This is a genomic window from Allorhizobium sp. GW101-3B10 (genome assembly GCF_059424725.1).
This window is the reverse complement of the sequence record NZ_JBWKZR010000001.1, coordinates 3,686,497-3,707,502: the sequence shown is the minus strand read 5'-3', so window position 1 is coordinate 3,707,502 and position 21,006 is coordinate 3,686,497. Positions and strand designations below refer to the sequence as shown.

The 21,006-nt window shown below is 64.0% G+C and carries 10 protein-coding genes; 4 read left to right on the top strand and 6 right to left on the bottom strand.

What is annotated here, in order from left to right:
* The first annotated feature begins 71 nt into the window (after window positions 1-71).
* Entirely contained in the window at window positions 72-983 is a 912-nt protein-coding gene (locus AC07Y0_RS18370; RefSeq protein WP_498679148.1) for a LysR family transcriptional regulator, read from the top strand.
* A gap of 164 nt (window positions 984-1,147) precedes the next feature.
* Complete coding sequence (locus AC07Y0_RS18365) at window positions 1,148-2,848, top strand: O-linked N-acetylglucosamine transferase, SPINDLY family protein (RefSeq protein WP_498679147.1); 1,701 nt, start codon at window positions 1,148-1,150, stop codon at window positions 2,846-2,848.
* Between the two features lie 125 nt (window positions 2,849-2,973).
* Here the strand turns inward: AC07Y0_RS18365 and AC07Y0_RS18360 are convergent, their stop codons facing one another.
* On the bottom strand, window positions 2,974-3,237 hold the full coding sequence (locus tag AC07Y0_RS18360) for a hypothetical protein (protein WP_498679146.1): 264 nt from the start codon (window positions 3,235-3,237) through the stop codon (window positions 2,974-2,976).
* Between the two features lie 439 nt (window positions 3,238-3,676).
* Between AC07Y0_RS18360 and AC07Y0_RS18355 the strand changes: the two genes are divergently transcribed.
* On the top strand, window positions 3,677-4,870 hold the full coding sequence (locus AC07Y0_RS18355) for a DegT/DnrJ/EryC1/StrS family aminotransferase (protein WP_498679145.1): 1,194 nt from the start codon (window positions 3,677-3,679) through the stop codon (window positions 4,868-4,870).
* A 3-nt stretch (window positions 4,871-4,873) separates the two neighbouring features.
* A complete protein-coding gene (locus AC07Y0_RS18350; RefSeq protein ID WP_498679144.1) occupies window positions 4,874-5,692 on the top strand; it encodes a 4'-phosphopantetheinyl transferase family protein in 819 nt (272 codons plus the stop codon).
* Here AC07Y0_RS18350 and AC07Y0_RS18345 read toward each other — a convergent pair.
* The 5 genes from AC07Y0_RS18345 to AC07Y0_RS18325 all read right to left on the bottom strand — a co-directional run bounded on the left by AC07Y0_RS18345 (window position 5,613) and on the right by AC07Y0_RS18325 (window position 20,963).
* Complete coding sequence (locus AC07Y0_RS18345; protein ID WP_498679143.1) at window positions 5,613-7,130, bottom strand: glucosamine inositolphosphorylceramide transferase family protein; 1,518 nt, start codon at window positions 7,128-7,130, stop codon at window positions 5,613-5,615. The two genes, AC07Y0_RS18350 and AC07Y0_RS18345, sit on opposite strands and share 80 nt — an antisense overlap.
* A 127-nt stretch (window positions 7,131-7,257) precedes the next feature.
* On the bottom strand, window positions 7,258-9,801 hold the full coding sequence (locus AC07Y0_RS18340) for a condensation domain-containing protein (RefSeq protein ID WP_498679142.1): 2,544 nt from the start codon (window positions 9,799-9,801) through the stop codon (window positions 7,258-7,260).
* Window positions 9,798-17,885, bottom strand: coding sequence for an amino acid adenylation domain-containing protein (locus AC07Y0_RS18335; protein ID WP_498679141.1), 8,088 nt, complete (start codon window positions 17,883-17,885; stop codon window positions 9,798-9,800). The genes AC07Y0_RS18340 and AC07Y0_RS18335 overlap by 4 nt, the downstream gene beginning before the upstream one ends.
* Complete coding sequence (locus tag AC07Y0_RS18330) at window positions 17,882-19,801, bottom strand: amino acid adenylation domain-containing protein (RefSeq protein WP_498679140.1); 1,920 nt, start codon at window positions 19,799-19,801, stop codon at window positions 17,882-17,884. Before AC07Y0_RS18330 ends, AC07Y0_RS18335 begins: the two co-directional genes overlap by 4 nt.
* Window positions 19,802-20,105: 304 nt before the next feature.
* On the bottom strand, window positions 20,106-20,963 hold the full coding sequence (locus AC07Y0_RS18325; protein WP_498679139.1) for a glycoside hydrolase family 16 protein: 858 nt from the start codon (window positions 20,961-20,963) through the stop codon (window positions 20,106-20,108).
* Between the last annotated feature and the right edge of the window lie 43 nt (window positions 20,964-21,006).

Here is a 21,006-nt window from a genome sequence, read left to right as displayed (position 1 = left end):
GGGGATGGATAATCGGTACGGAATAAGCATAATTCGGCAAAGACTATTGCGATTTTCGTAAAGGTGATGCCGTGGGCGAACTGGAATCCATCCGCACCTTCCTCGCGGTTGCCGAACAGCGCAGCTTCAGCGGCGCGGCGCGGCTGCTCGGTACCACGCCGGCCTCCGTCACCCGGACGATCGCGGCACTCGAAGACCGCCTCGGCGTCCAGCTTCTGCTGCGCACCACGCGCCAGGTGTCGCTGACCTCCGCCGGCGCGGTCTATGCGGCGCGCGTCGCGCCCTTGGCGGAGGGGCTCGCCCGGGCGACCGAGGAAACCCGCGACATGCAGAAGGTGACGACCGGCTCGCTCAAGGTGTCGGCGCCGATGTCGCTCGGCGTCAAGGTCCTGCCCGCGGTGCTCAGCCAGTTCGCGCTCATCCACCCGAAGACCCGCGTCGCCATCGATCTCTCCGACCGCTTCGTCGATATAGTCGAGGAGGATTATGACCTGGCGATCCGCATTTCAGGACCCCCGAGCGACAAGTCCACCATCTGGCGCAAGATCTGCCCGGTGCCGCGCGCGCTCGTCGCCTCGCCGCAATTCCTCGCCGCCTATGGCACGCTCGAGCTGCCGGAGGACCTCACCAAGATCGAGTGCCTGAGCTACCAGGACCAGACGCGAACGGAAGTCTGGGAACTCAGCAAGGCGGGCGCCACCCGCAGCATCGAGGCGAGGGGCCGCTTCAGCGTCAACAACGGCGACTTCCTCGCCGCCCTTGCCATGGCCGGCGAGGGCGTCGCTCTCCTGCCGTTGTTCATCGTCGAGGACGCGTTGAAGGACGGACGGCTGGTGCAGGTGCTCGACCAGTGGTCGCCGCCGGAAATCTGGCTGACGCTCTACTATCCGCCCTACGAGCATCTGCCGCTGCGCGTCGCCACCTTCTCCGATTTCTTCGAAACCTACATCCGCGAAAGCTGGGGCGGCCGCGCGGCACGATAGGCCGGGGGGCTGCCTGCGCCCATTGTGCCGGCCTCCGGGCACCTGCACGCACGTCCACGATTTCTTGAATGCGCGCGACACACAAGCCACGCGCATCCTTGCCACGCCATACAACCAATATATTACACGCTCTGATTGGCATGATGAAAAATTAGGAGCTACTTATGATTGGCGTTTCCACCTTGGCATTGGAAAAGCATAAATCAAGTGACTTCGCCGGGGTGATCGAAATCCTGCAGCCGCTCGCCGACAAGGGTGACACGCTTGATGCGGCCTCTTTGGTGCGGCTGGCGCAGAGCCTTTACCGAGTCGGCCGTCGACAGGAAGCCGCTCTCCGCTATCGCCAGGCCGCCGTTCTTCCCGGCGCGCCTCGCCAACACCTGCTGGAGCTCGCATTTGCCCTCCTTCAGCAAGGGAAAGACCGGGAACTGACATTCAGCGCTGCCCGCGACGTCCTCGAATGCCATCCCCGTCATGAGGGCGCTGAGACCTACTTCCGCCATCACGTCCACTATCGCCTCGACATGGAAGAGCTTGAGCGCTCCGATGCGGAAGCTCTTGAGAAGATCCGGGCCGGCGACGCGTTTCAGATCCGGACCGAATTGCTGCTCGATCACATCGCCTGGTGCGGCGACGAAGCTTTGAATGCGCTGATCCAGACCCAGAACGGCAAGACCTTCAGTCCGGAAGCGCGGGCCCGCCGTCGCGCCCGCCCGCATCAGTTCGCCGACAAGATCCGCCTGGGCTATCTGTCGAACGATTGGTCGGATGCGCATGCGACCATGAAGCTGCTTCAGCGTGTGCTGGAACTGCATGACGAAGACGCATTCGAGATCACCCTGTTCTGCTATACCGAGGACAATTTCGTCGCCGCCGACCGGGTTTTCAGGAAGCGCTTTGGCGACAAGCTCGTGCCGATCGGCCATCTTTCGACGGAAGACGCGGCGCAACAGATCCGAGCCCGCGGTATCGACATCCTTGTCGATTTGAAAGGGCATACCAACAAGGCCTGGATCGACCTCGTCAATGCGGGTCCTGCACCCGTCCAGGTGGCCTACCTCGGCTATCCCGGATCGGGCGTCGGCATCGACTGCGACTACATCATCGGCGATCGTATCGTTTGCCCGGAGACAAGCACACCCTTCTTCCATGAGACGTTCTGCTGGCTACCGGATAGCTATCAGCCGAACGACGACACCTACCGGGCTTTGCCCCCTCCACCGAGCAGAAGCGAGCTCGGACTGCCGGATGGGGCGACCGTACTTGTCTCCGCCAACAATGTGCGGAAGATTTCGCTGGAAACCTTCCGCCTCTGGATGTCCATCCTGGCCCGTGCGCCCCATACCGTGCTCTGGATGGTGTGCGATGACCCCCTGGCCCGGGGCAATTTCAGCCATGCTGTCGCGAAAGCCGGCATCGCACCGGAACGCGTCATCTACGCGAACTCCGTAAGCTATCCGATCCATATCGCGCGTCTGCGGGCGGCCGACATCGGACTCGATACATTCCCGTGCAACGGTCATACCACGACGTCGGACAAGCTCTGGGCCGGCCTGCCTGTCGTGACCAAGAAGGGCAGCAACTTTTCCTCAAGGGTTTCGGAAAGCCTGCTGCGGGCGATGCAACTGCCGGAACTGGTTGCCGAGGACGGGGACCGCTATGTGGATCTCTGCGTCGAACTCGCGTCCAATGGCGAAAGGCTGCGCGCGCTCAGAGCGCGAATCGAAGCCAGCAGAGCCACAGCGGCACTCTTCGACAGCAGGCGCTATACACGCAACCTGGAGAGAGCATTTCAGCTCATTTATGAGCGCGCACGGCAAGGGCTCGATCCGGAAAGGATCGAAGTCTACGATCAGCCCCTGTGAGTTGGGACGTTCATCGGATTCGATACCTGTCCAGGGACGAATGGCGGACAGGGAGCCTGCTACTGCAGGGATCCCATTTCATGAAATCAAATATGTATTTGTAAATTAAGTGTTTTCGTCGACATTCAAGCGTTCAGCCGCAGCTGATAATAGCCTTTCATGACATTGGATCTCGCCTCTTGTGGCGGGCCAGGACGTGCCATCAACAAGATGATGGACACCACATCGATTCGTGATGCCCGCGCCAAGGCCTTCGAAGCGCGGCTAGAAAAATAGGAAACCGGCGAAGGTTTGATTTTCGCTTCGCGATCAAACACCCGGATAAGCGATATGGCGCTGACCAAGTCTCTTCGAGACAACAAGGCCATGAGGGACACGTCGGGACGCATTGCCAATGCCCATGGATTCCGCTCAGGCTTCCGCGACTGGGCATCTGAGAACTGCGACCCTCGGGACGTTGCGCAGTGCGCCTTGGCCCACACAGTCAAGAATGCAGTCGGGGCTGCCTGTCACCGGACCGGTCTTCTCGAACAGCGACGAACCATGATGCTGGAATGGCAGCGGTATCGCCTCGCGTTAGCGGCGGCGGTCTGAGGGCAGCCCTATCGGTTCGGTGTCCCTCGATGTTCCCGCCCGCAGTCGTTATCTGGCTCCAAGTATGCCTACCGTCCAATGTGAGTAGAAGCGAGCGCGATGTACCGCTTTCGTGGGGCGCGGGGGTAACGGATTGGATTCGAGCACGGCCGGATGTCCGTTTTGAACGCTCGACTGTGAGCGTTTACGCTCAAGCCGCAGCTTGCATTGCTCGCACGAACGGAGAAAAAGGTCATGGCGCGGGTCGGTTTAAGGGAATGGCTGGCGATTGCCCCGGTCATCGCATCCGGCAGGCTTTCGCGCTACGGCGGCGGGCAGGGCGGACCGCTCGCGCGGTTCGAGGCGGATTTCTCCAAGGTCTTCGACATCCGCCACACGCTCACCGTCAGCAACGGCACGGCGGCGCTGATTGCGGCCCTGGTTGCGGCCGGCATCGGCCCCTCGGACGAGGTCTTGGTGCCCGCCTATACCTGGATCGCGACGGCGGGCGCCGTTCTCGCCGCCGGCGCCGTCCCGGTCCTTGTCGACATCGACGAGACCCTGACCATCGACCCCCTGGACATCGAGCGAAAGATCACGCCGCGGACGCGGGCGATCATACCGGTGCACATGGCCAACATGGTCTGCGACATGGACAGCATCATGCGCATCGCCCGCCGACACGGCCTTGTGGTGGTCGAGGATGCCTGCCAGGCGGTGGGCGCGACCTACAAGGGGCGTCGCGTCGGGACGATCGGCGATGCGGGCGCTTTCAGCTTCAACCAGTTCAAGAACATCAGCATCGGAGAAGGCGGCGCGATCGTCACCAACGACGACCATCTCTTTGCGCGAGCCCGGATGTATCACGACATCGGCTCCGTGTTTCGCGGTCATCTCGACAACGCCAACGAGCCTCCTTTCTGCGGTATCAACCTGAAGGCCAGCCAGATCCAGGGGGCGATGCTTAATGTCCAGCTGAAGAAGCTCGACCCGATGATCGCCCGCATGCGCCGGCGCTACGACGCCATCGCCCCGATCCTCTCGTCCGCGACCGGCCTGCGCGTGGGACCGCATAACGACCGGGCGAATGCCATCGGCCTTCACGTCATCTTCGAGACCGAGAAGGAGGCGCAGGCCTTCGCGGCGGAAAACCCGCGCGGGGTTCACCGGGTCCACGACTCGAGCCGGCACGTCTACACCTTCTGGCAGCCCATCTTGCAGCAGCGCGCCGCCCATCCCCGCATGAACCCATTTGCCTGGGCCGCACGCCCATTGGACTACTCGCCGAACGCCTGCGCCCGGTCCCTGGATATCCTGAAGCGCACATGTCGCATCAGCCTGGGCGAGAACTATCCGCTTCCGATCATGACCTTTCTCGCCCGCCGGATGGTGCGCCAGCGCAAGGCACCCGTCCACGCTTACGTCGCGACCCCGGACTACGGAGCCTGATCGATGGAAAGCTGCGTGTCGACTCCCGCTCCGGACGCCATCGATGTCTGGGCCTGGCGCCTCGACAGGCCGCCCGCCGAAGTCGCCGGTCTCGCTTCGTTGCTTTCTCCCGACGAGACCGACCGGGCATCCCGCTTCGTGACCGCGCGCGACGCCAACCGCTATGTCGTCGCACGGGCCAACATGCGCATCGTTCTCGGCAACCGCCTCGGAACGCCGCCTTGCGATTTGACGTTCGCCTATAATGATTTCGGCAAGCCGCGACTCGTGCTGAAAGGTGCTGCGCCCCCGCATTTCAATCTGAGCCATAGCGGGGCATTGGCAATGCTGGCGATCTCCGACCGTTTTCCCCTGGGCATCGACATCGAGGAGATGAAGCCGGTCGAGGAGGATATCGCAGGCTATTTCTTCTCCGTTCGCGAGCGCGCGTCCCTCGTGCGAGTACCGCAGAGCGACTATCTGCAGGCGTTCTATCGTTGTTGGACCCGCAAGGAAGCCCTGGTCAAGGCGCGCGGCGAGGGATTGACGATCGCCCTCGATTCCTTCGATGTGTCGGTGGGGGAACGAGCGACGCTCGACCTCTCGCGTCTTGAGGACGAACCGACGGGGCATGGCTGCTGGGAGCTCCGCAATCTCGATGTCCCTCCGGGTTTCCAAGGCGCCGTCGCCGCCCTGACGGATGGAGCGCCGGTGTGGTTGCGCCACCATGGCGATCCACGCGTCGACAGGGACTTAACGAACCTCAGAAGCGCAGCCGCGCATCCAGAATGTAACGGTCGCCGGCCGCATCGAAGTGATGACATCCGATCAGCTTCGGCTTGAAATCGGGAACGATCGTTCTCACGCACCGCTCGCAGTAGTTCTTCCGATCGAGTTGCTCGACCAGCATGATGTTCAGCCCGTACCCGTAGATCCCGTATTCGTTGCGCTGGGAGGGGCGATAGAGACGCCCGTTGCGCTCGAACATTCGCCCTGCATTGCGGGCGGTCGTGCTACCCAGCACGACCGGATTGTGCCTGTGCGGCAAGACCCATGACAGGTTCGGACCATCGACCTCGAAGACGTGCAACTCGCTGCAATGATCCTCGTAGGCATGGAAGTCGGACAGGTTGGTGAAGAGCCACCAGCGATCCCGGTAGCGCGTAAGCACGCTGTCGGCGGGGGAGAGACCGTGAAGGGCTGTGGCATGGAGTTCCCATTTCAGCGGAAACTCGACGCAACGCCAGATCTCCAGCCTGCACGCCTGGTTGGTCTCCGGCATCATGAAGAGGTCTTCGCCATGATGGAAGACGAAGGGATAGGAGAGATGGTAGTCGCGTTCGAGCGCGACCCCGATCCGCTCGAGCTTGTCGCCGTCCATCCGCGCCACGGCGATGTGAGCCTTGGCGTCCCCGTTCGCATAGGCCTCGTAGAAGAGGTAGCACTTGCCGTCGTGTTGCAGCATGAACGGATCGGCGCGAATTTCGTCCCGGTCCGGCGCGATTTCCACCGACTGCCGCGGTTCGAAGTTTTCGATATCGCCCTTGCCCGTGCAGAGGGTCCAGACCGCCGATCCGCCGCCCACCTTTCGGTGCAACGCCTTGCCGGCGCGGAAGAGCAGTTGGCCGGACAGCGCGCCAACATAGCGCAGCAGGTCTGCGCTCGAGGGTGGCGTCGGGGGATGGCCGGCCTCGGGCACGCCCGCGACGGCGCCCAGATTGCCCGTGTCCGCAACGCGGGAGAGTTCCCGAAGGAGCAGCGTGACGGCACGCTCCTTGATGAAGCCGGCGTTGCGCGCGGCGCTGAACTTGGTGCTGAAGGCCGATGACGCCATGCATTGGGTCTCGGGGCCGTCACCATGCCTCACATTCAAAGACAGAAGGCAGGAGGGCGCGCGACGCACCACGCTGTCATAGCCGAACCAGTCGGCCGTATTGCTGCGCTCGTCGGATAAGGAAAGACTCCATTCACCGAACGGAAGCGCCCGAACGGCCTCGTCTGGCAGACCGACCGCGGTCAGGCGGACGACGAGGTCGAGCCCGAGGTCGGACAAGAGCCGAACCGTTCGCTCGGCGTCGCTGTTGTCGACATCGACCGCCGGTGGCAATTGCTCGAAGCGCTGCCTGCTGGCATCGAACCTGGTGCAGACATAGGCCGGCTCGCGCGCCAGGATTGCCTGCTCCAGCCGCGCGAGCGGTCCGAACAGCGGGGAAATCGGCTGGAGCCTGAACGGCTGGGGATGAACCAGGAAACCCGCGAGCGCGAGGCCGGCAGCTGCCATGACGCGGTCGAAAACGCGAAGCTCCCAGTTCTCGAACCCATGGTTCGCCGCAACGAGAAATCCGATCCGCAATGGATCCGTTGCGGACGACCTCCTCTCGTCCCGAGGCGTGGCGAGCGTTTCCATCTCAGTCCTGGCTGATCTGCAGCCGCTCCTCGATCGAGGCGGCAAGCCGGCGGATGCCGTCGAACGTCAGAGAATTCTCGTGCCAACCCTCGAGGTCGATCACGCCGGCGTTGCCATCGAGGGCATCTTCCCAGCCGAACCGCAAAGTGCCCGCGCGGCGATGGTTGGCCTGGCTGCGGAAGAGCTGCAGGTCTCGCGCCTCCGCCACCCGGTAGTTCCGTGCCGCCCGGACGAGGATTTCCGTCGCGTCCGCGTTCGCCTGTTCTTCCCTGGACGCCTCGGCGGCTCTGGCACCCAGCATCCGCATGAGCCCGAGCGTGACATTGAATTCCTTGAGGAAGGCGACGGGCCGCATGCGCCCGGTCAAGAGCCGGCCCGTGAAATGGCCGATGCGCCGGATGCGCTTTTCCGTATTCCACCAACGCTGCCGAACCTTCGGCAGCGAGCGGAAATAGCCCGGAGCCCAGGAATCGATGACGGCAGTGAACGCCACGTCTGCGCCGGCCGCCCTGAGCTGTCGCGCGACCTCGACCGCGAGCACACCGTTGACGCAGAGACCGACGACCGCTATCGGCCCCTTCGCGTCGTCGAGCGGCATCGCCGCGATCGCGTCCCCGGCGATCCGCTCGAGGGACGACAGGTCCGTGCCGGAATATGGCGCCCCCTGGAGCAGGTTGACGTTGTAGACGGACACCGTGTCGGCGAGCTCGCTCGCGAGACGGTAGTAGAGGAAGGGATGGTTCAGCGTGAAGACTGTGCACCGGCCAGTCCCTCTCTTGTAGAGGGTCGCTTTCCAGGCGCCGGACGCCGCCGGAACCGTTGCTTCCAGGGTGTCGTCGCCGAAGGCCGCGCGCGCGAAGCCGCCGAGGGTCGGTGCCCGGAAAAGGAGCTCGAGATTGGGTCTGACGTCAAATCGCTCCTTCACCGCCGAAAGCATCCTCAGCGCCAGCAGCGAATGCCCACCGAGCGCGAAGAAATCGTCTTCCGGTCGGACAGATTTAGCATCCAGGATCCGGGCCCAGATCTCCGCGAGCGCCGCGACACGATCGGCGGAAGACATCGGCGCGCGCATGTCGGCCGCCGTGGTCTCGCCGGCTTCGGCACGGCGCGCGTCGGAGAGATCGATGACCGGCGCGGCCTCGACCCGCACGCCGGCCGGGTCGGGAGACTCGCGCGGCCCGGGGGCGACGAGCGATGACAGCGGCGCCGTCGGCTGGCCGAGCGCGAGCTCGTAGGCATCCTGCCACATCTGGAGAAGCCGTTCGATGGTCCCGCGGTCGAAGAGATCCGTATTGTACTCGATCGACATCCGCCAGCCGGACGGCCGGCCGATCATGATGAAGCTCAGGTCGTAAATGACGCCCGGCGATTGCGACGGCGCGCTGATGAGTTCGAACGAACCGTAGCGGCGATCCTCGAGGAAGGCCTTCTGCAGGTTGAAGTTGACCGAAATCAGCGGATTGCGCGAGGGGTCCCGGGGCGGATTGACCACTTCGACCAGCTTGTTGAACGGCATGCGCTGATGGTTGAGCGCGGCCGCCACGACCTCGCCCGAGACGCGCAGGTGGTCGAGAAAGGATGCATCCGGCGCGACATGGAAGCGAAGCACCAGGTTGTTGATGAAGACGCCGATCAGGTTTTCCAGGTCGGAATGGTCGCGCCCGGCGATCTGCGTGCCGAACAGGACGTCGGTGGCGCCCGTAAAGCGGTGAAGCATCGCGCTCATCACCGCCGCGCCGTAGCTGTAGAGCGACACGCGGTTCGCGCGGGCAGCGTTCTCGATCCGCTCGCCGAATTCCAGCGGCTTCGCGACCGACATGATATTCCCGTTATTCGTCTTCTGCGCCTTGCGCGGATGATCCGACGGCACTTCGAAATAGGGCGCGCCGACCAGTTGTTCCCGCCAGAAGGTCTTCTCGGTCTCGAAACCGTAGCTGTCCAGATACGCCTTCTGCCACAGCGCGAAGTCGCCGTATTGCAGCGGAAGCTCGGGCAGGTCCGGGGCCCGCCCCGCATCGATTGCCGCCGCGATTTCTCCGACCTCCCTGCCCAGCACGCGGATCGACCATCCGTCGAAGCAGCTCTGGTGCGCGGTGATCAGGATGAAGGCGCGTTCGTTCTCGACGATCAGCAGCGACACGCGAATGAGGCCGGGTTGGCTAAGATCGAAGGGGGCGGAAGCCGTCTCCTCCCCGATGGAGAGGATCCGCTGCTCGCGCTGCTCGGCCGGCATGTTCCTGAGATCGATGACCGACAGCCTGAAGTCGATACTCTCGACGACTTGCTGATAGGGGCTGCCGTCGCGTTCGATGAAGCGCGTGCGCAGGATCTCATGACGCTGGATGATCCTGCGCAGTGCCGCCTCGATCGTCGATGCCTTGAAAACCCCGCGGATCTCCCAGCGCACGGCAACGTTCAGTGCCGGGTTCCCCGGATTCAGCTGATCAAGCACCCAGCAACGCAGCTGGGTCTGGGTGCAGGGAAATTCGCCGACGATTGCCGTGGTTGCATCGGGAGCTGGGGTGATACTTCCCATCTGGTTCATAGCACGGCTCCCATTCCACGACGCGCGCCGTTGCGAAAATCAGCCAGCGACGGGATCTGGTGGGCCATTTCCTCCACGTCCGTCTGCTCCAGTTCCTCCGCAAAGACCGCCAGTTCCGCGATCGATGGATGACGCAGCAGGTGCTTGGCCTCGAGTGGAAGACCTTCGTCCAGCATGCGCGCGGCGATGCGGAAGATCGTCAGCGAGTCCGCGCCGAGCGCATAGAGGTTGTCCTCGACTCCGATGTCGTCCATGTTGAGCACGGCCTTCCATATCCCGGCGAGCCTCTTCTCCATCTCGGTACGCGGCGCGACTTTGACAGCCACCGTTTCGCGATGTGGCAGGCCGCGCTTCACCAGAGCGTTGCGGTCGAGCTTGCCGTTTCCGGTCTGCGGCAGAGCCTGCTCGAGCTGCCAGTAGGCCGGCACCATGTAGGTCGGAAGCTGCGATCGCGCATGGGCCGCGAGGCTTTCCACCGACGGAGCCGGAACGCCCGGCTCGGTGACGAAATAGCAGACCAGAGCCGGGTCGCCCTTGCCGTTGCGGACACCGATCACCGCGCATTGGCGCACGCCGGCGACCTGGGCGACGACGGACTCTATGTCTCCCAGCTCGATGCGGAAGCCGCGCAGCTTGATCTGGTTGTCGCGGCGACCCAGCAATTGCAGCGAGCCGTCGGCCAACCGTTTTCCAACGTCGCCCGTCCTGTAGAGCCGGCGAACGCTGCCCGATCCTATGTCGCATGCGACGAAGGCTCTCTCGGTCAGGTCCGGCCGTTCGAAATAGCCGCGGGCAAGGCCGTCTCCACCGATATGCAGCTCCCCGGCGACGCCAATCGGCGCCAGCCGACCCGTGCCATCGATGATGTGGAGTTCGGTGTTTGCGATCGGATGACCGATCGTGATCGGAGCATCGTCGTCGAGAACACGCTGCACGGAGGACCAGATCGTCGTCTCGGTCGGGCCGTACATGTTCCACAGTTCCGCGCCAATGCCGACGAGCGCCTTCGCCAGGTCCTTCGGAAGCGGCTCACCCCCGCACAGCATCTTCAGTTTGCCGCCCACCTTGCCGATGCCCGCCTCGACCAGCATCTGCCAGAGTGTAGGCGTCGCCTGCAGCACCGTGGCGCGGCTTTCCTCGACGAGCCGAACGAGTGCAAACCCGTCCTGAACCTGCGCGCGATCGGCTATGACCACCTTGCCGCCGGTCACGAGCGGCAGGTAGAGTTCGAGCCCGGCGATGTCGAAGGAGACCGTCGTCACCGCGACGATCGTGTCGTCCTTCGTGAAGCCCGGTTCGCGCGCCATGGATGTCAGGAAATTGACGAGCGCCCGGTGGGAGACCTCCACTCCCTTGGGCGTACCCGTGGAGCCGGACGTGAAGATCACATAGGCAGGCGCTTCCGTATCGGACGGCAGGTCCTCCAGCGGAGCGTCGGAATGCTCCTTGATCGCGTCTCCGTCCGTGTCGAGACGGATGACGCGAACCTCCTCGCCGGCGTGCCCGGCCAGAGCATTGCTGTCGCAGACGATGGCGGCCGGATGCGCGGTTTCCAGCGTCTGGTGCAGGCGGGCTTCGGGGTGCTCCGGATCGAGCGGCACATAGGCGTGCCCGGCCTTCATCACGGCCAGAAGCGTTGTGAGCATGTCGAGCGAGCGCTCGACAAGTACGGCGATGCGCTGTCCGCGTTCCGGCACGACGGCCAGGATGTAACGGGCGAGTTGGTTGGAACGCGCTTCGAGTTCGCCATAGGTGATCGCCTTGCCCTGATGGATCGCGGCGACGACGTCGGGCTGCTCGGCGACCTTCCTCGCGAAGACCGAGACCACCGTCTGGTCGCGTTCGTAGTCGGCGGCGCTCAGGTTCAGGCCGTTGGCCAGCCAGTCCAGTTCGGCCTCCGACAGAAGCGGCAGTTCAGCGACCGGTCGTTCCATGCTGTCGGCCAACGCCGTGACGAGCGTGGTGAAATGGCCGATCCAGCGCTCGACCGTCTCCTGGTCAAGCACGTCGGCGTTGTAGTCGACGTCGATGCGTATGCCCTCGGGGCCTTCGATCATGTTCAGGAACATGTCGAAGTTGGAGAAAGCCTTCGCGTTGGGCTCGATATTCGCCGTTAGGCCCGGAAATTCTGCGTTGGAGGCGACCCGTTCGAGATTGAACTGGATGCCCGTCAGCGGCAGCCGATGGGGATCGCGACGAATGCCGAGCGTCCGCACGAGGGTGCCGTAGGTGTAGTCCTGGTGTTCGAAGGCCTTCAGCACCAGCTGTTGCGTGGCCTTGAGATGCTCTTCGAAGGACGACGAGGCCTGAACGGACTGGCGCAGCGGCAGAAGGTTGACGCAGTGCCCGACGAGGATCTGGTCATCGAGCAGGCTCTGGCCAGCCGACGGAACCGCGATGACCACGTCCGACTGTCCGGCGAGGCGCGACACCATGACCTGGAGCGCCGCAAGCAGGGTGGAGAAGAGCGTCGCGCCCGCTCCCGCCCCGCGCTTCTTCAGCCTCTTGTATACCTCCTTGCCGATCGTCCTGGTGCAGGTGCCGCCCGCGAAGGTCCTGCGCTCGGGATGCGGCCGGTCGAACGGCATCTCCAGGATCTCGGGGATGTCCTTGAACTGGTCCAGCCAGAAGCGCGCGGTTTCTCCCGTCGGCTCAGATTTCGGCGCAAACTCGGTCGCGTAGGCCGCGAAGGAAAGCGCCGGCTCGAACCGGGCTGCCTCGCCGCGAACGGCAGCCGAATAGGCGGCGGACAGTTCCTCAATGATCACGTTCATCGACCAGCCATCGCAGACGATGTGATGGGCGGTGAAGACGAAGGCATGCCTGTCGCCGGAAAGCCGCACGAGCGTGGCCCGGGCCAGCGGTCCGTTGACCAGGTCGAAGGGAATGCGCGCCTCGGTCGCGATGATATCCCGGAGGATGGCGTCGCCGTCCTCCTCCGGGGTCAGATCAAGGACCGGCAGGTCGAGGCTGAAATCGGGAATGAAGCTGAACGTTTCGCCGGACCGGCCGAAGCGGATATGCAGGGCGTCGTGGCGACCGATGACCGCCTTGACGGCGCCGATGAACGCCGCCTCGTCCAGAGTACCCTCCAGCCTGAGTGTGAAGGACTCGTTGAAGGAGCAGGAGGCCTCGTCGCCGGCCTGCGCCGCGAGCCAGATCTCGGCCTGCGCTTCCGTCAATGGCGCCGTGTCCGGTCTGCTCGGCTTCTCGTTCGTCGTCGCAGGCGCCGACACCTGTAGGGTCGCACTTCCTTCCGCGCCCTTCGGAGAGAGGATGCCCACCGCCTGCAGCACGTCGACGCCATCCCGGAAGGCCTTGGCGATGAATCGGAAGTCCTCCTCGCTGTGCGCCGTGGTGAGGAAGCACGGATAACCGTCCTGGATATGCACGCCATTGAGGCGCAGATACGGATAAAGAAGTCCGCCGAGCGGATCATGGGCGCTGAAATCGGTCACGAACCAGCTCTTGTATCCCTGGATGTGAGGCGCGATCCCGCGCTTCTCGAGATCGGCGTTGATCTCGCTGACAAGCGCCTCCGTGCGCTCGGCGACGCGGCCGTAGAGTGCGGCTCCATCGCCCTTGATGTGCCGGAGCACCGCCCGGGCGGCCGACAGGACGACCGGATGGCGCACGAAGGTTCCCGCGAAGAAGGTCGGCGCCACCATCGGCACGGAATCGTCGCCATAGTTCCAGTGGCCGCCGTCGAGCGCGTCCATGAACCGCGCTTCGCCGGCAAGCACGCCGATCGGCATGCCCCCGCCGATCACCTTGCCGTAGGTCGCCATGTCCCCCTTGATGCCCCAGATGGCCTGCATGCCGCCCGGATGGACGCGGAACCCCGTCACGACCTCGTCGAAGACCAGCGCGAATTCCGATTGCGTGGCGATTTCCCTGAGGCTGCGGACGAACTGCTCCGGCCGCAACTCCGGATGGCGGCTCTGCACCGGCTCGATGATGACGGCCGCGATATCGCTTGCATTGGAACGGATCCAGTCGAGGCTTTCGGGCTCGCCGTAGCGAAGCACCATCATGTTCGAGACCGAGCTGGACGGAATTCCGGCGGCGATCGGCAGCGCGACGGGCTTGGCGGACCGATTGCGGCCCTTCACCAGCACCTCGTCGAATTGCCCGTGATAATCGTTGGCGAACACAACGATATAGTCGCGCCCCGTCACGGTGCGTGCCACGCGCATGGCCGCCATGACGGCTTCCGAGCCCGTGTTGCAGAAGGTCACACGCTGATGGCCGGTGGTGGCGCAGAGCATCTCCGCGACCTCGCCCGCTAGAGGTGTCTGCGGTCCGATGGCGAAACCGGCGTCGATCTGTGCCTTCATCGCCTCAACGATGAAGTCCGGCGCGTGGCCGAAGGCGGTCTGGCCGAAGCCGTTGACCAGATCGACATATTCATGGCCGTCGATGTCCCATATGCGCGCGCCCTTCGACCGGTCGGAGACGATCGGGAAGACCATTTCCTTCCAATCGGCGCGGAAGCCGGAAGCCGTCCTGGGATCGGCGAGGCGCCGCCGGTTTTTCTCGGTGAACTCCTTCGACCTCCGGTTCTTCGCGGCGTAGGCGGCGATGAGATCCGAGACGAACCGCTGCTTCTCAGGCGTGAGTTCGGGAGCCGCCGCCTTGGCGCCGGGTCGGTAGAGGCGAATTCGCTCTCCTCCGATCTCGGCTTGATCCTCAGTGCTGCTCCCAGGCACGGGGGCCATGGGAGCAGCCTCTGGAGCCACAGGCACCTCGGCGTCGCGGGGGGACGGCGGGTGGGACGACGAGGCGGCCTGAAGCACTTGAAGCTGATGCGTGAAAAGGGCCTGTGCCATCTGCAGCTGGGACTGAAGGATGGCCTCAATGCCGGTGCCGCCCTCCGCCCGCGCGACCGGCGCGACTGCCGAGATCGGAGGAGGAGCGGCCGACACCGGCGCGGAGACCGCCGCTGCTCCTGCGGCGGGCGTCGCCGCGGCCATCGGTATGGCCGCCTGGGCCGGCGCTTCGGCGGGTTTCGCCGGAGGCGGCATCTGCCGGTCCAGGTGCCGGGCGAGGTCGGCGATGCTCGGGATATTGCTCAGCAGTTCGCGAAACGACAGTTTCACCCTGAACTGCTTTTCGACCTTCTGGGCGAACTGGCCGATAAAAAGGGAATCGAAGCCGAGCTCGAGGAACGTGCTCGTCCTGCTGTCGGCATCGAGTGCCTCTCCCGACATGTCGGCGAGGAGCGTGATGAGTGCACCCTCCAGTTCCGGAATACGACTTGTAGTGGGGAAGGGATTCACGGCGTTCATCGTTTCAATCTCGCCTGCTGGTTTCGCTTCGGGAATTTGGGATTGGACGCGGCTCGCGCTCGCCCCTCGCCGCACGGGCGAGGGCGCGTCGATCCAGTGACGCTGACGCTGGAATGGATAGGTGGGCAGGGGCACGACGCGTTCGGCGGCAACGGGCAAAGGCGGCCACGCGAGCTCGCAACCGCTCGCCCAGAGCCTGCCGTGCGCTTCCGCCAGGATGACGGCGGCCGCGTTGGCGCGATCATGTTCCGGCATCGACTGCACGATGGCCGCCGCGCCGCCGCGACTGATCGTCTGCGCTGCGAAAGTCGATAGCGTGCGGCCCGGCCCGACCTCAAGCAGGACGGGCTTCTGTTCGCTGCAGAGCGTGACGAGGCCATCGGCGAAACGCACGGCCTCCCGGCAATGCCGCGCCCAGTAGTCGGGCGAGGATCCGGCCTCGTCGGTCTGCCATCCGCCCGTGACGCAGGAGATGTACGGAACGGTCGCCGTGCCATAGGTCACCTTCGCCGCCTGTTCGCGCAGGTCATCAATGCACGGCTCCATCATCGCGGAGTGGAACGCATGGGAGGTGTGCAGCCGGCTGAAGGCGATCCCGGCCTTTTCCAGAGCGGCGCAGACCGCGTCGATATCCTCGAACGGCCCGGAGATTACGCACAGTTTCGGCGCGTTTATCGCCGCGATTTCGGCAGAGCCGCGCAGATGGCGCTGTGCCGTTTCCGGATCGCAGCGAACCGATACCATCGCGCCGGGCAACTGCTTCTGCATCAACCGGCCGCGCGTCGCGACGAGCCGGAGCGCATCCTCGAAGGAGATGGCGTTGGCGATCGTCGCTGCCACGAATTCTCCGACGCTGTGGCCGATCATCGCAGTCGGCATCAGGCCGCGGTTCATCCACAGCCGCGCCATGGCATGCTCGACCAGATAGAGGCAGGGCTGGGCAATGCGCGTCTCGCGCTGTTCCTGCGCCATCGTCTCGGTGACCTGGCCGGTGTGGCAGATGTAGTCGCGCACGTCGATGCTGTAGCTCATCTTCAGCACTTCGGCGCCGCGATCGATCCAGCGCGCGAATTCCGGCTCCCGTTGATAGAGCTCGGCGCCCATGCCGACATATTGCGATCCCTGTCCCGGGAACATGAAGACGACGGGCGGAGCCACGTCCTCGGCTTGGCTGATGTTCATCCGATCGGCGCTCAAGAGGTCGATGGCCTCCGCAGTCGTGCTCGCCACCACCGCGGTGCGGTGCTTGAACGCGTGGCGGCCGGTCTGCAGGGTGCGCGCGACCAGGGGCAGGACTATTTTGGAATTCGCCCGCAGGTGGGCGGCGAGATTGTGGCGAACCGCCGTCAGCGCATCCTCCGTGCGGGCCGACAACGGCAGGATGAAGGGACCCTCGACATGGCTGGCCGCGACGGGTTGGGGTGGAGGCGCTTCCTCCAGCACGACGTGGACATTCGTGCCGCCGACCCCGAACGAGCTGACCCCGGCCCGCCGGGGCGCCGATGCATCCGGCCATGCCGAGGTGCTCGTCGGTATGTAGAAGGCGCTGTCGTTCAGATAGATGCGCGGATTGGGCTCCGCGTAGTTGGCCATGGCCGGGATTTTCGCGTAGTGAAGCGCGAGCGCGGCCTTGATCAGCCCGCCCACGCCCGCAGCCGCGTCCATATGGCCGACATTGCCCTTGAGCGAACCGAGCGCGCAACGCCCCCTCTTCTCGGCGATCGAGGAGAAGGCGAGCTGCAGGCCGGCGAATTCGATGGGATCGCCCAGTGGCGTCGCCGTCCCGTGGCATTCTACATAGCCGATCGTGTTCGGCTCGATACCAGCATTGGCGAGCGCCACGGAAATTGCCTCGGCCTGTCCCTCCGCGCTCGGCGCTGTGAACCCGACCTTGTCGGAGCCGTCGTTGTTCACCCCGTAACCGCGGATGACCGCATAGATGCGGTCGCGATCCCGAAGGGCATCGTCGAGCCGCTTGAGCAACACTACGCCGGCACCGCTCGCGAACACGGTTCCGCTCGCGCCGGCGTCGAAGGGGCGGCAAATCCCGTCGCGGGATACCATGCCGCCTTCCTGGTAGATGTAACCGCGCTTCTGCGGGATCGTGACGGACACGCCGCCCGCCAGCGCCATGTCGCAGCTATATGTCAGCAGGTTCTGGCAGGCCTGCGAAACCGCGAGCAGCGACGTCGAACACGCCGAGTGGATCGTGAAGGCCGGCCCGCGCAGGTTGAACTTGTAAGCGACGCGGGTAGCGAGCGCGTCGGTGATCGAGCCGACGATCTGGTTGAAGCAGCCGATCTGGTAGTTCGAGGTGAACTCCTCGACCTTGGCGCGGTCGCCCAGCACGTTGTTGAGAAGATAGGTCGGCATCGAGCAGCCGGCGAAGACACCCACCATTTCCGAGCGGCGATAGGGATCGTAGCCCGCGCCTTCCAGCGCTTCCCAGCAGATCTCGAGGAAGACGCGGTGCTGCGGATCGGTGACCGCCGCCTCGCGCGGGAACATCCCGAAGAACTCGGCATCGAACATCTCGATATCGCTGAGACAGGGGCGCGAAGCGACATAATCCGCACCGGCGCGCTCCTCGTCGGTAAAGGCATCCTCAATCTCGGTCGGGGAAAAGGACCTGAAGCTGTTGCCCCCTCGCTCGACGAGCGACCACAGCGCCTCCACCGAGGGTGCACCCGGAAACCGGCCGGACATGCCGATGATCGCAATGCCGTCCGCTGCGCTGGGTTCGTCCGATTCCAGGCCGCCGGCCAGAACCTGCACGAGCTTGCCGTTCCCCGTCATGATGTGCTCCTGCGGAATTGGGACATGCTCTTTCTCTGCAAAGCCGCCCTTTGATCGGTGGTCATCGACCGCGCGGCCTTCGGTATTTTTCCGTCGAGAAACCGTGCCAGTTCACGGACGGTCGGATGCTTGAAGAGGACGAAAACGTCCACGTTTCGCCCGAGTTCGGCGAGAATGCCGGCCTGCACCCTTAGCAATTGGAGCGATGTACCCCCGAGATCGAAGAAATTGCGGTCGAGCGGTATGTCCTCGATGCCAAGCACGTTTCGCCAGAGGCCGGTCAGCAACTCCTCGCTGCGGCTTTTGGGCGCCGCGGGCTTGGCGACCTCGAGCGGCGGCGGTAGCTTGGCGCGGTCGACCTTTCCGGCCGGCGTCAACGGCAGCTCGGCAAGCACGATCGCCGCGCTCGGGATCATGTAGGCGGGCAACGCATGGCGCAGCCGCTCCATGAAGGCCGGCACGAAGTTGGGATTGCCGATGTCGCTTTCCTGCCGTGGCCGCAGATAGGCGACGATCCTCTTGATGGAAGGACCCTGCGAATGGCAGATAACCACGCCGTCCAGCAGGCGGGGATCGCGACGGATCGCGGCCTCGATCTCGTCCAGTTCGATACGCTTGCCGTTGATCTTGATCTGCCTGTCGCTACGACCCTTGAAGAAGACGGTTCCATTCTCGTCCATCACGGCGAGATCTCCCGTCAGGTAGCAGCGCAGTGGCCCCTCGGGCGTCTCGATCATGACGAACTTCTCCTCGGTGAGGTCCGGCCGATGTGTGTAGCCGACGGCCAGTCCGTCCCCGGCGAGCGCCAGCTGACCGTCGACGCCCGCGGGGACGGGGCGCAGTTCTTCGTCGAGGATCAGGATGCTTGTATTGGCGATCGCCTCGCCAATGGGCAGTTCCAGGCCGTCGAAGTCCTCGGGGACCGTGTAGGCGGTCGCGATGCAGGAGCATTCCGTTGGCCCATAGGCGTTGGTCAAAATGCAATCGGGGTGAGCCATCTGAAACCGCTTCACATGCTCGGACGACGCTGCTTCCCCGCCGAACAGGACCTGGCGCAGGCCCGGTAGCGGTTCGGTGGCGAAATCGGCGAAGAGGTTGAACATGCCGGTTGTCAGCAATGCGACGCTCACATCGTTCTCGCGGATCACCTCGCGGAGATCCCCGAGCGAGAAGCTCGGTTTCGGCATGCCGATGAGGGCCGCTCCGTTGAGCAGGGCGCTCCAGATCTCGAATGTCGAGGCGTCGAAGGATATCGTCGCGGTGTGTAGCACCGCGTCGTCGCGGCCGAGAGCGATGAAGTTCTGGTCGAGCACCAGCCGCGTGATCCCGCGATGGGGGATGGCCACGCCCTTCGGTCGTCCGGTCGATCCGGACGTGTACATGACGTAGGCGATGTCGCCACCGTCGACGACGGGCAACTGCATCGAAGCATCGACGGCAAGGGTCGGAAGCAGCGCGTCGAGATTGACCGTGGCGCCCCGTACCTCGGGAAGCGCGCGCACATGCTCGCCATGGATGTCGTCGATGAAGATGACCTTCGGCGCGCATTCACCGATCACATAGTTGAGGTGCTCGAGAGGGAAGGCCGGATCAATGGGCAGGTAGGCGCCGCCCGCCTTCAGGATCGCGAGCTTGGCGACGACCGTGGAAAGGCTGCGCGGCAAGGCAAGGCCGACGATGTCGCCCTTTCGTATGCCGAGCTTCACAAGATAGGTGGCCAGCGCGTGCGACAGACGATCGAGTTCGCCATAGGTCAGCAACTGAGCGCCGAACGCAACCGCCTTGGAATAGGGATTGGCTCTCGCCTGCTGGCCGAAGACGTCGTGAACGCTTCGTTCCCTGTCATAGGGGAGCGCCCCCTGCCTGCGCGACGCGGCACTGGCGCGATTACCCCTATGGCCCATGGAATAGTTCATCGCCCCCCCCCTTGCATCCGGATCGTAGAAACAGAGTCCAACGAGCCTGGCACCGCGCCGTCACGACTTGGACTGCTGTCGCTGAAGTCTCAGAATTCCATGATCGGAAGAAATGAATAGATGCTCATTGGGCTGAACCGATTTAGCGATCGTACCCGCCACGTAATCCCTTTGACCGATACGGTTGGGGGACCTGCACCTACATTTGTCCGGCCGGGTCACGTACGGGACTCGGCCAAAGGTCCCCAAAACGGCGCCGCTCCGCGACATGCCGGCGATGCGTCAACACAGCATGATCGCGCCGTCACTTGAAGCTGTAGGCGCGGACGTAATCCACGAACATGTAGGAGGGATCGGAGGCAGCGTTCTTGCTCTCCTTCTCGACGAGCGCGAGATTCAAAAGGACATACATCGGCTGGCGATGCTCGACCTGTGTCGGTGTCTTCCACACCAGTTTGCGATCGAAATATATCCGTATCTGCGACGCATCGATTTTCACACCATAGGTGTGGAACTCGCTTGCATCGGCCTCACGGAAGACGTCGATGCGCTTGCCTTGCGAATAGTGCCGTCCGTCGCGGTGCCAGACATGGACAACGGACGAAAAAGCGTCCGGTCTGTCACCATAGTATTCGAGCACGTCGATCTCCGCGGTGTATTGCGATCGATCGAGGCCTACCAGCCAGAAGGCAGGCCAGACGCCCGGCCCGGTCGGCAGGCGTGCGCGCATCTCGAAATATCCGTATTGCTGAGCAAATCCCTGGCCCTTCGTGTCGACGGATGCGAGCAGCCCCGAGCGCCATTCTCCCCGCTCGTCCCGTCTTGCCTCGATACGCAGGACGCCATCCTCCAGGGTGAAGGGGAAATCAGGGCGCGGTGCGGCGAAACGCGCTCCGCCGAAATCTCCCGACCAGGGGGTGTGCGCAATCCAGCGCGTTCCCGGTCCCCATTCCGATACGTCCAGTTGCGAGAACTCCTCGCTGAATGCGAGCCTCATCCGCTCGGTATCGAGCAGATCACCCGTATCGCCTTCGTCATCACCGTTCGCGTTCACGGCATGGCTCAGCAGCAGCGCGACCGCAAGCAGAGACGCCAGCCCTGGACGGCGATGAAAGCCGCTGCCCCGTGGGACGCGGTCATGGCTCTTATGTGAAGCGAACATCCCATTTTCGTAGTCGGTACGGCTAGCGACGGGATAGAGCTGA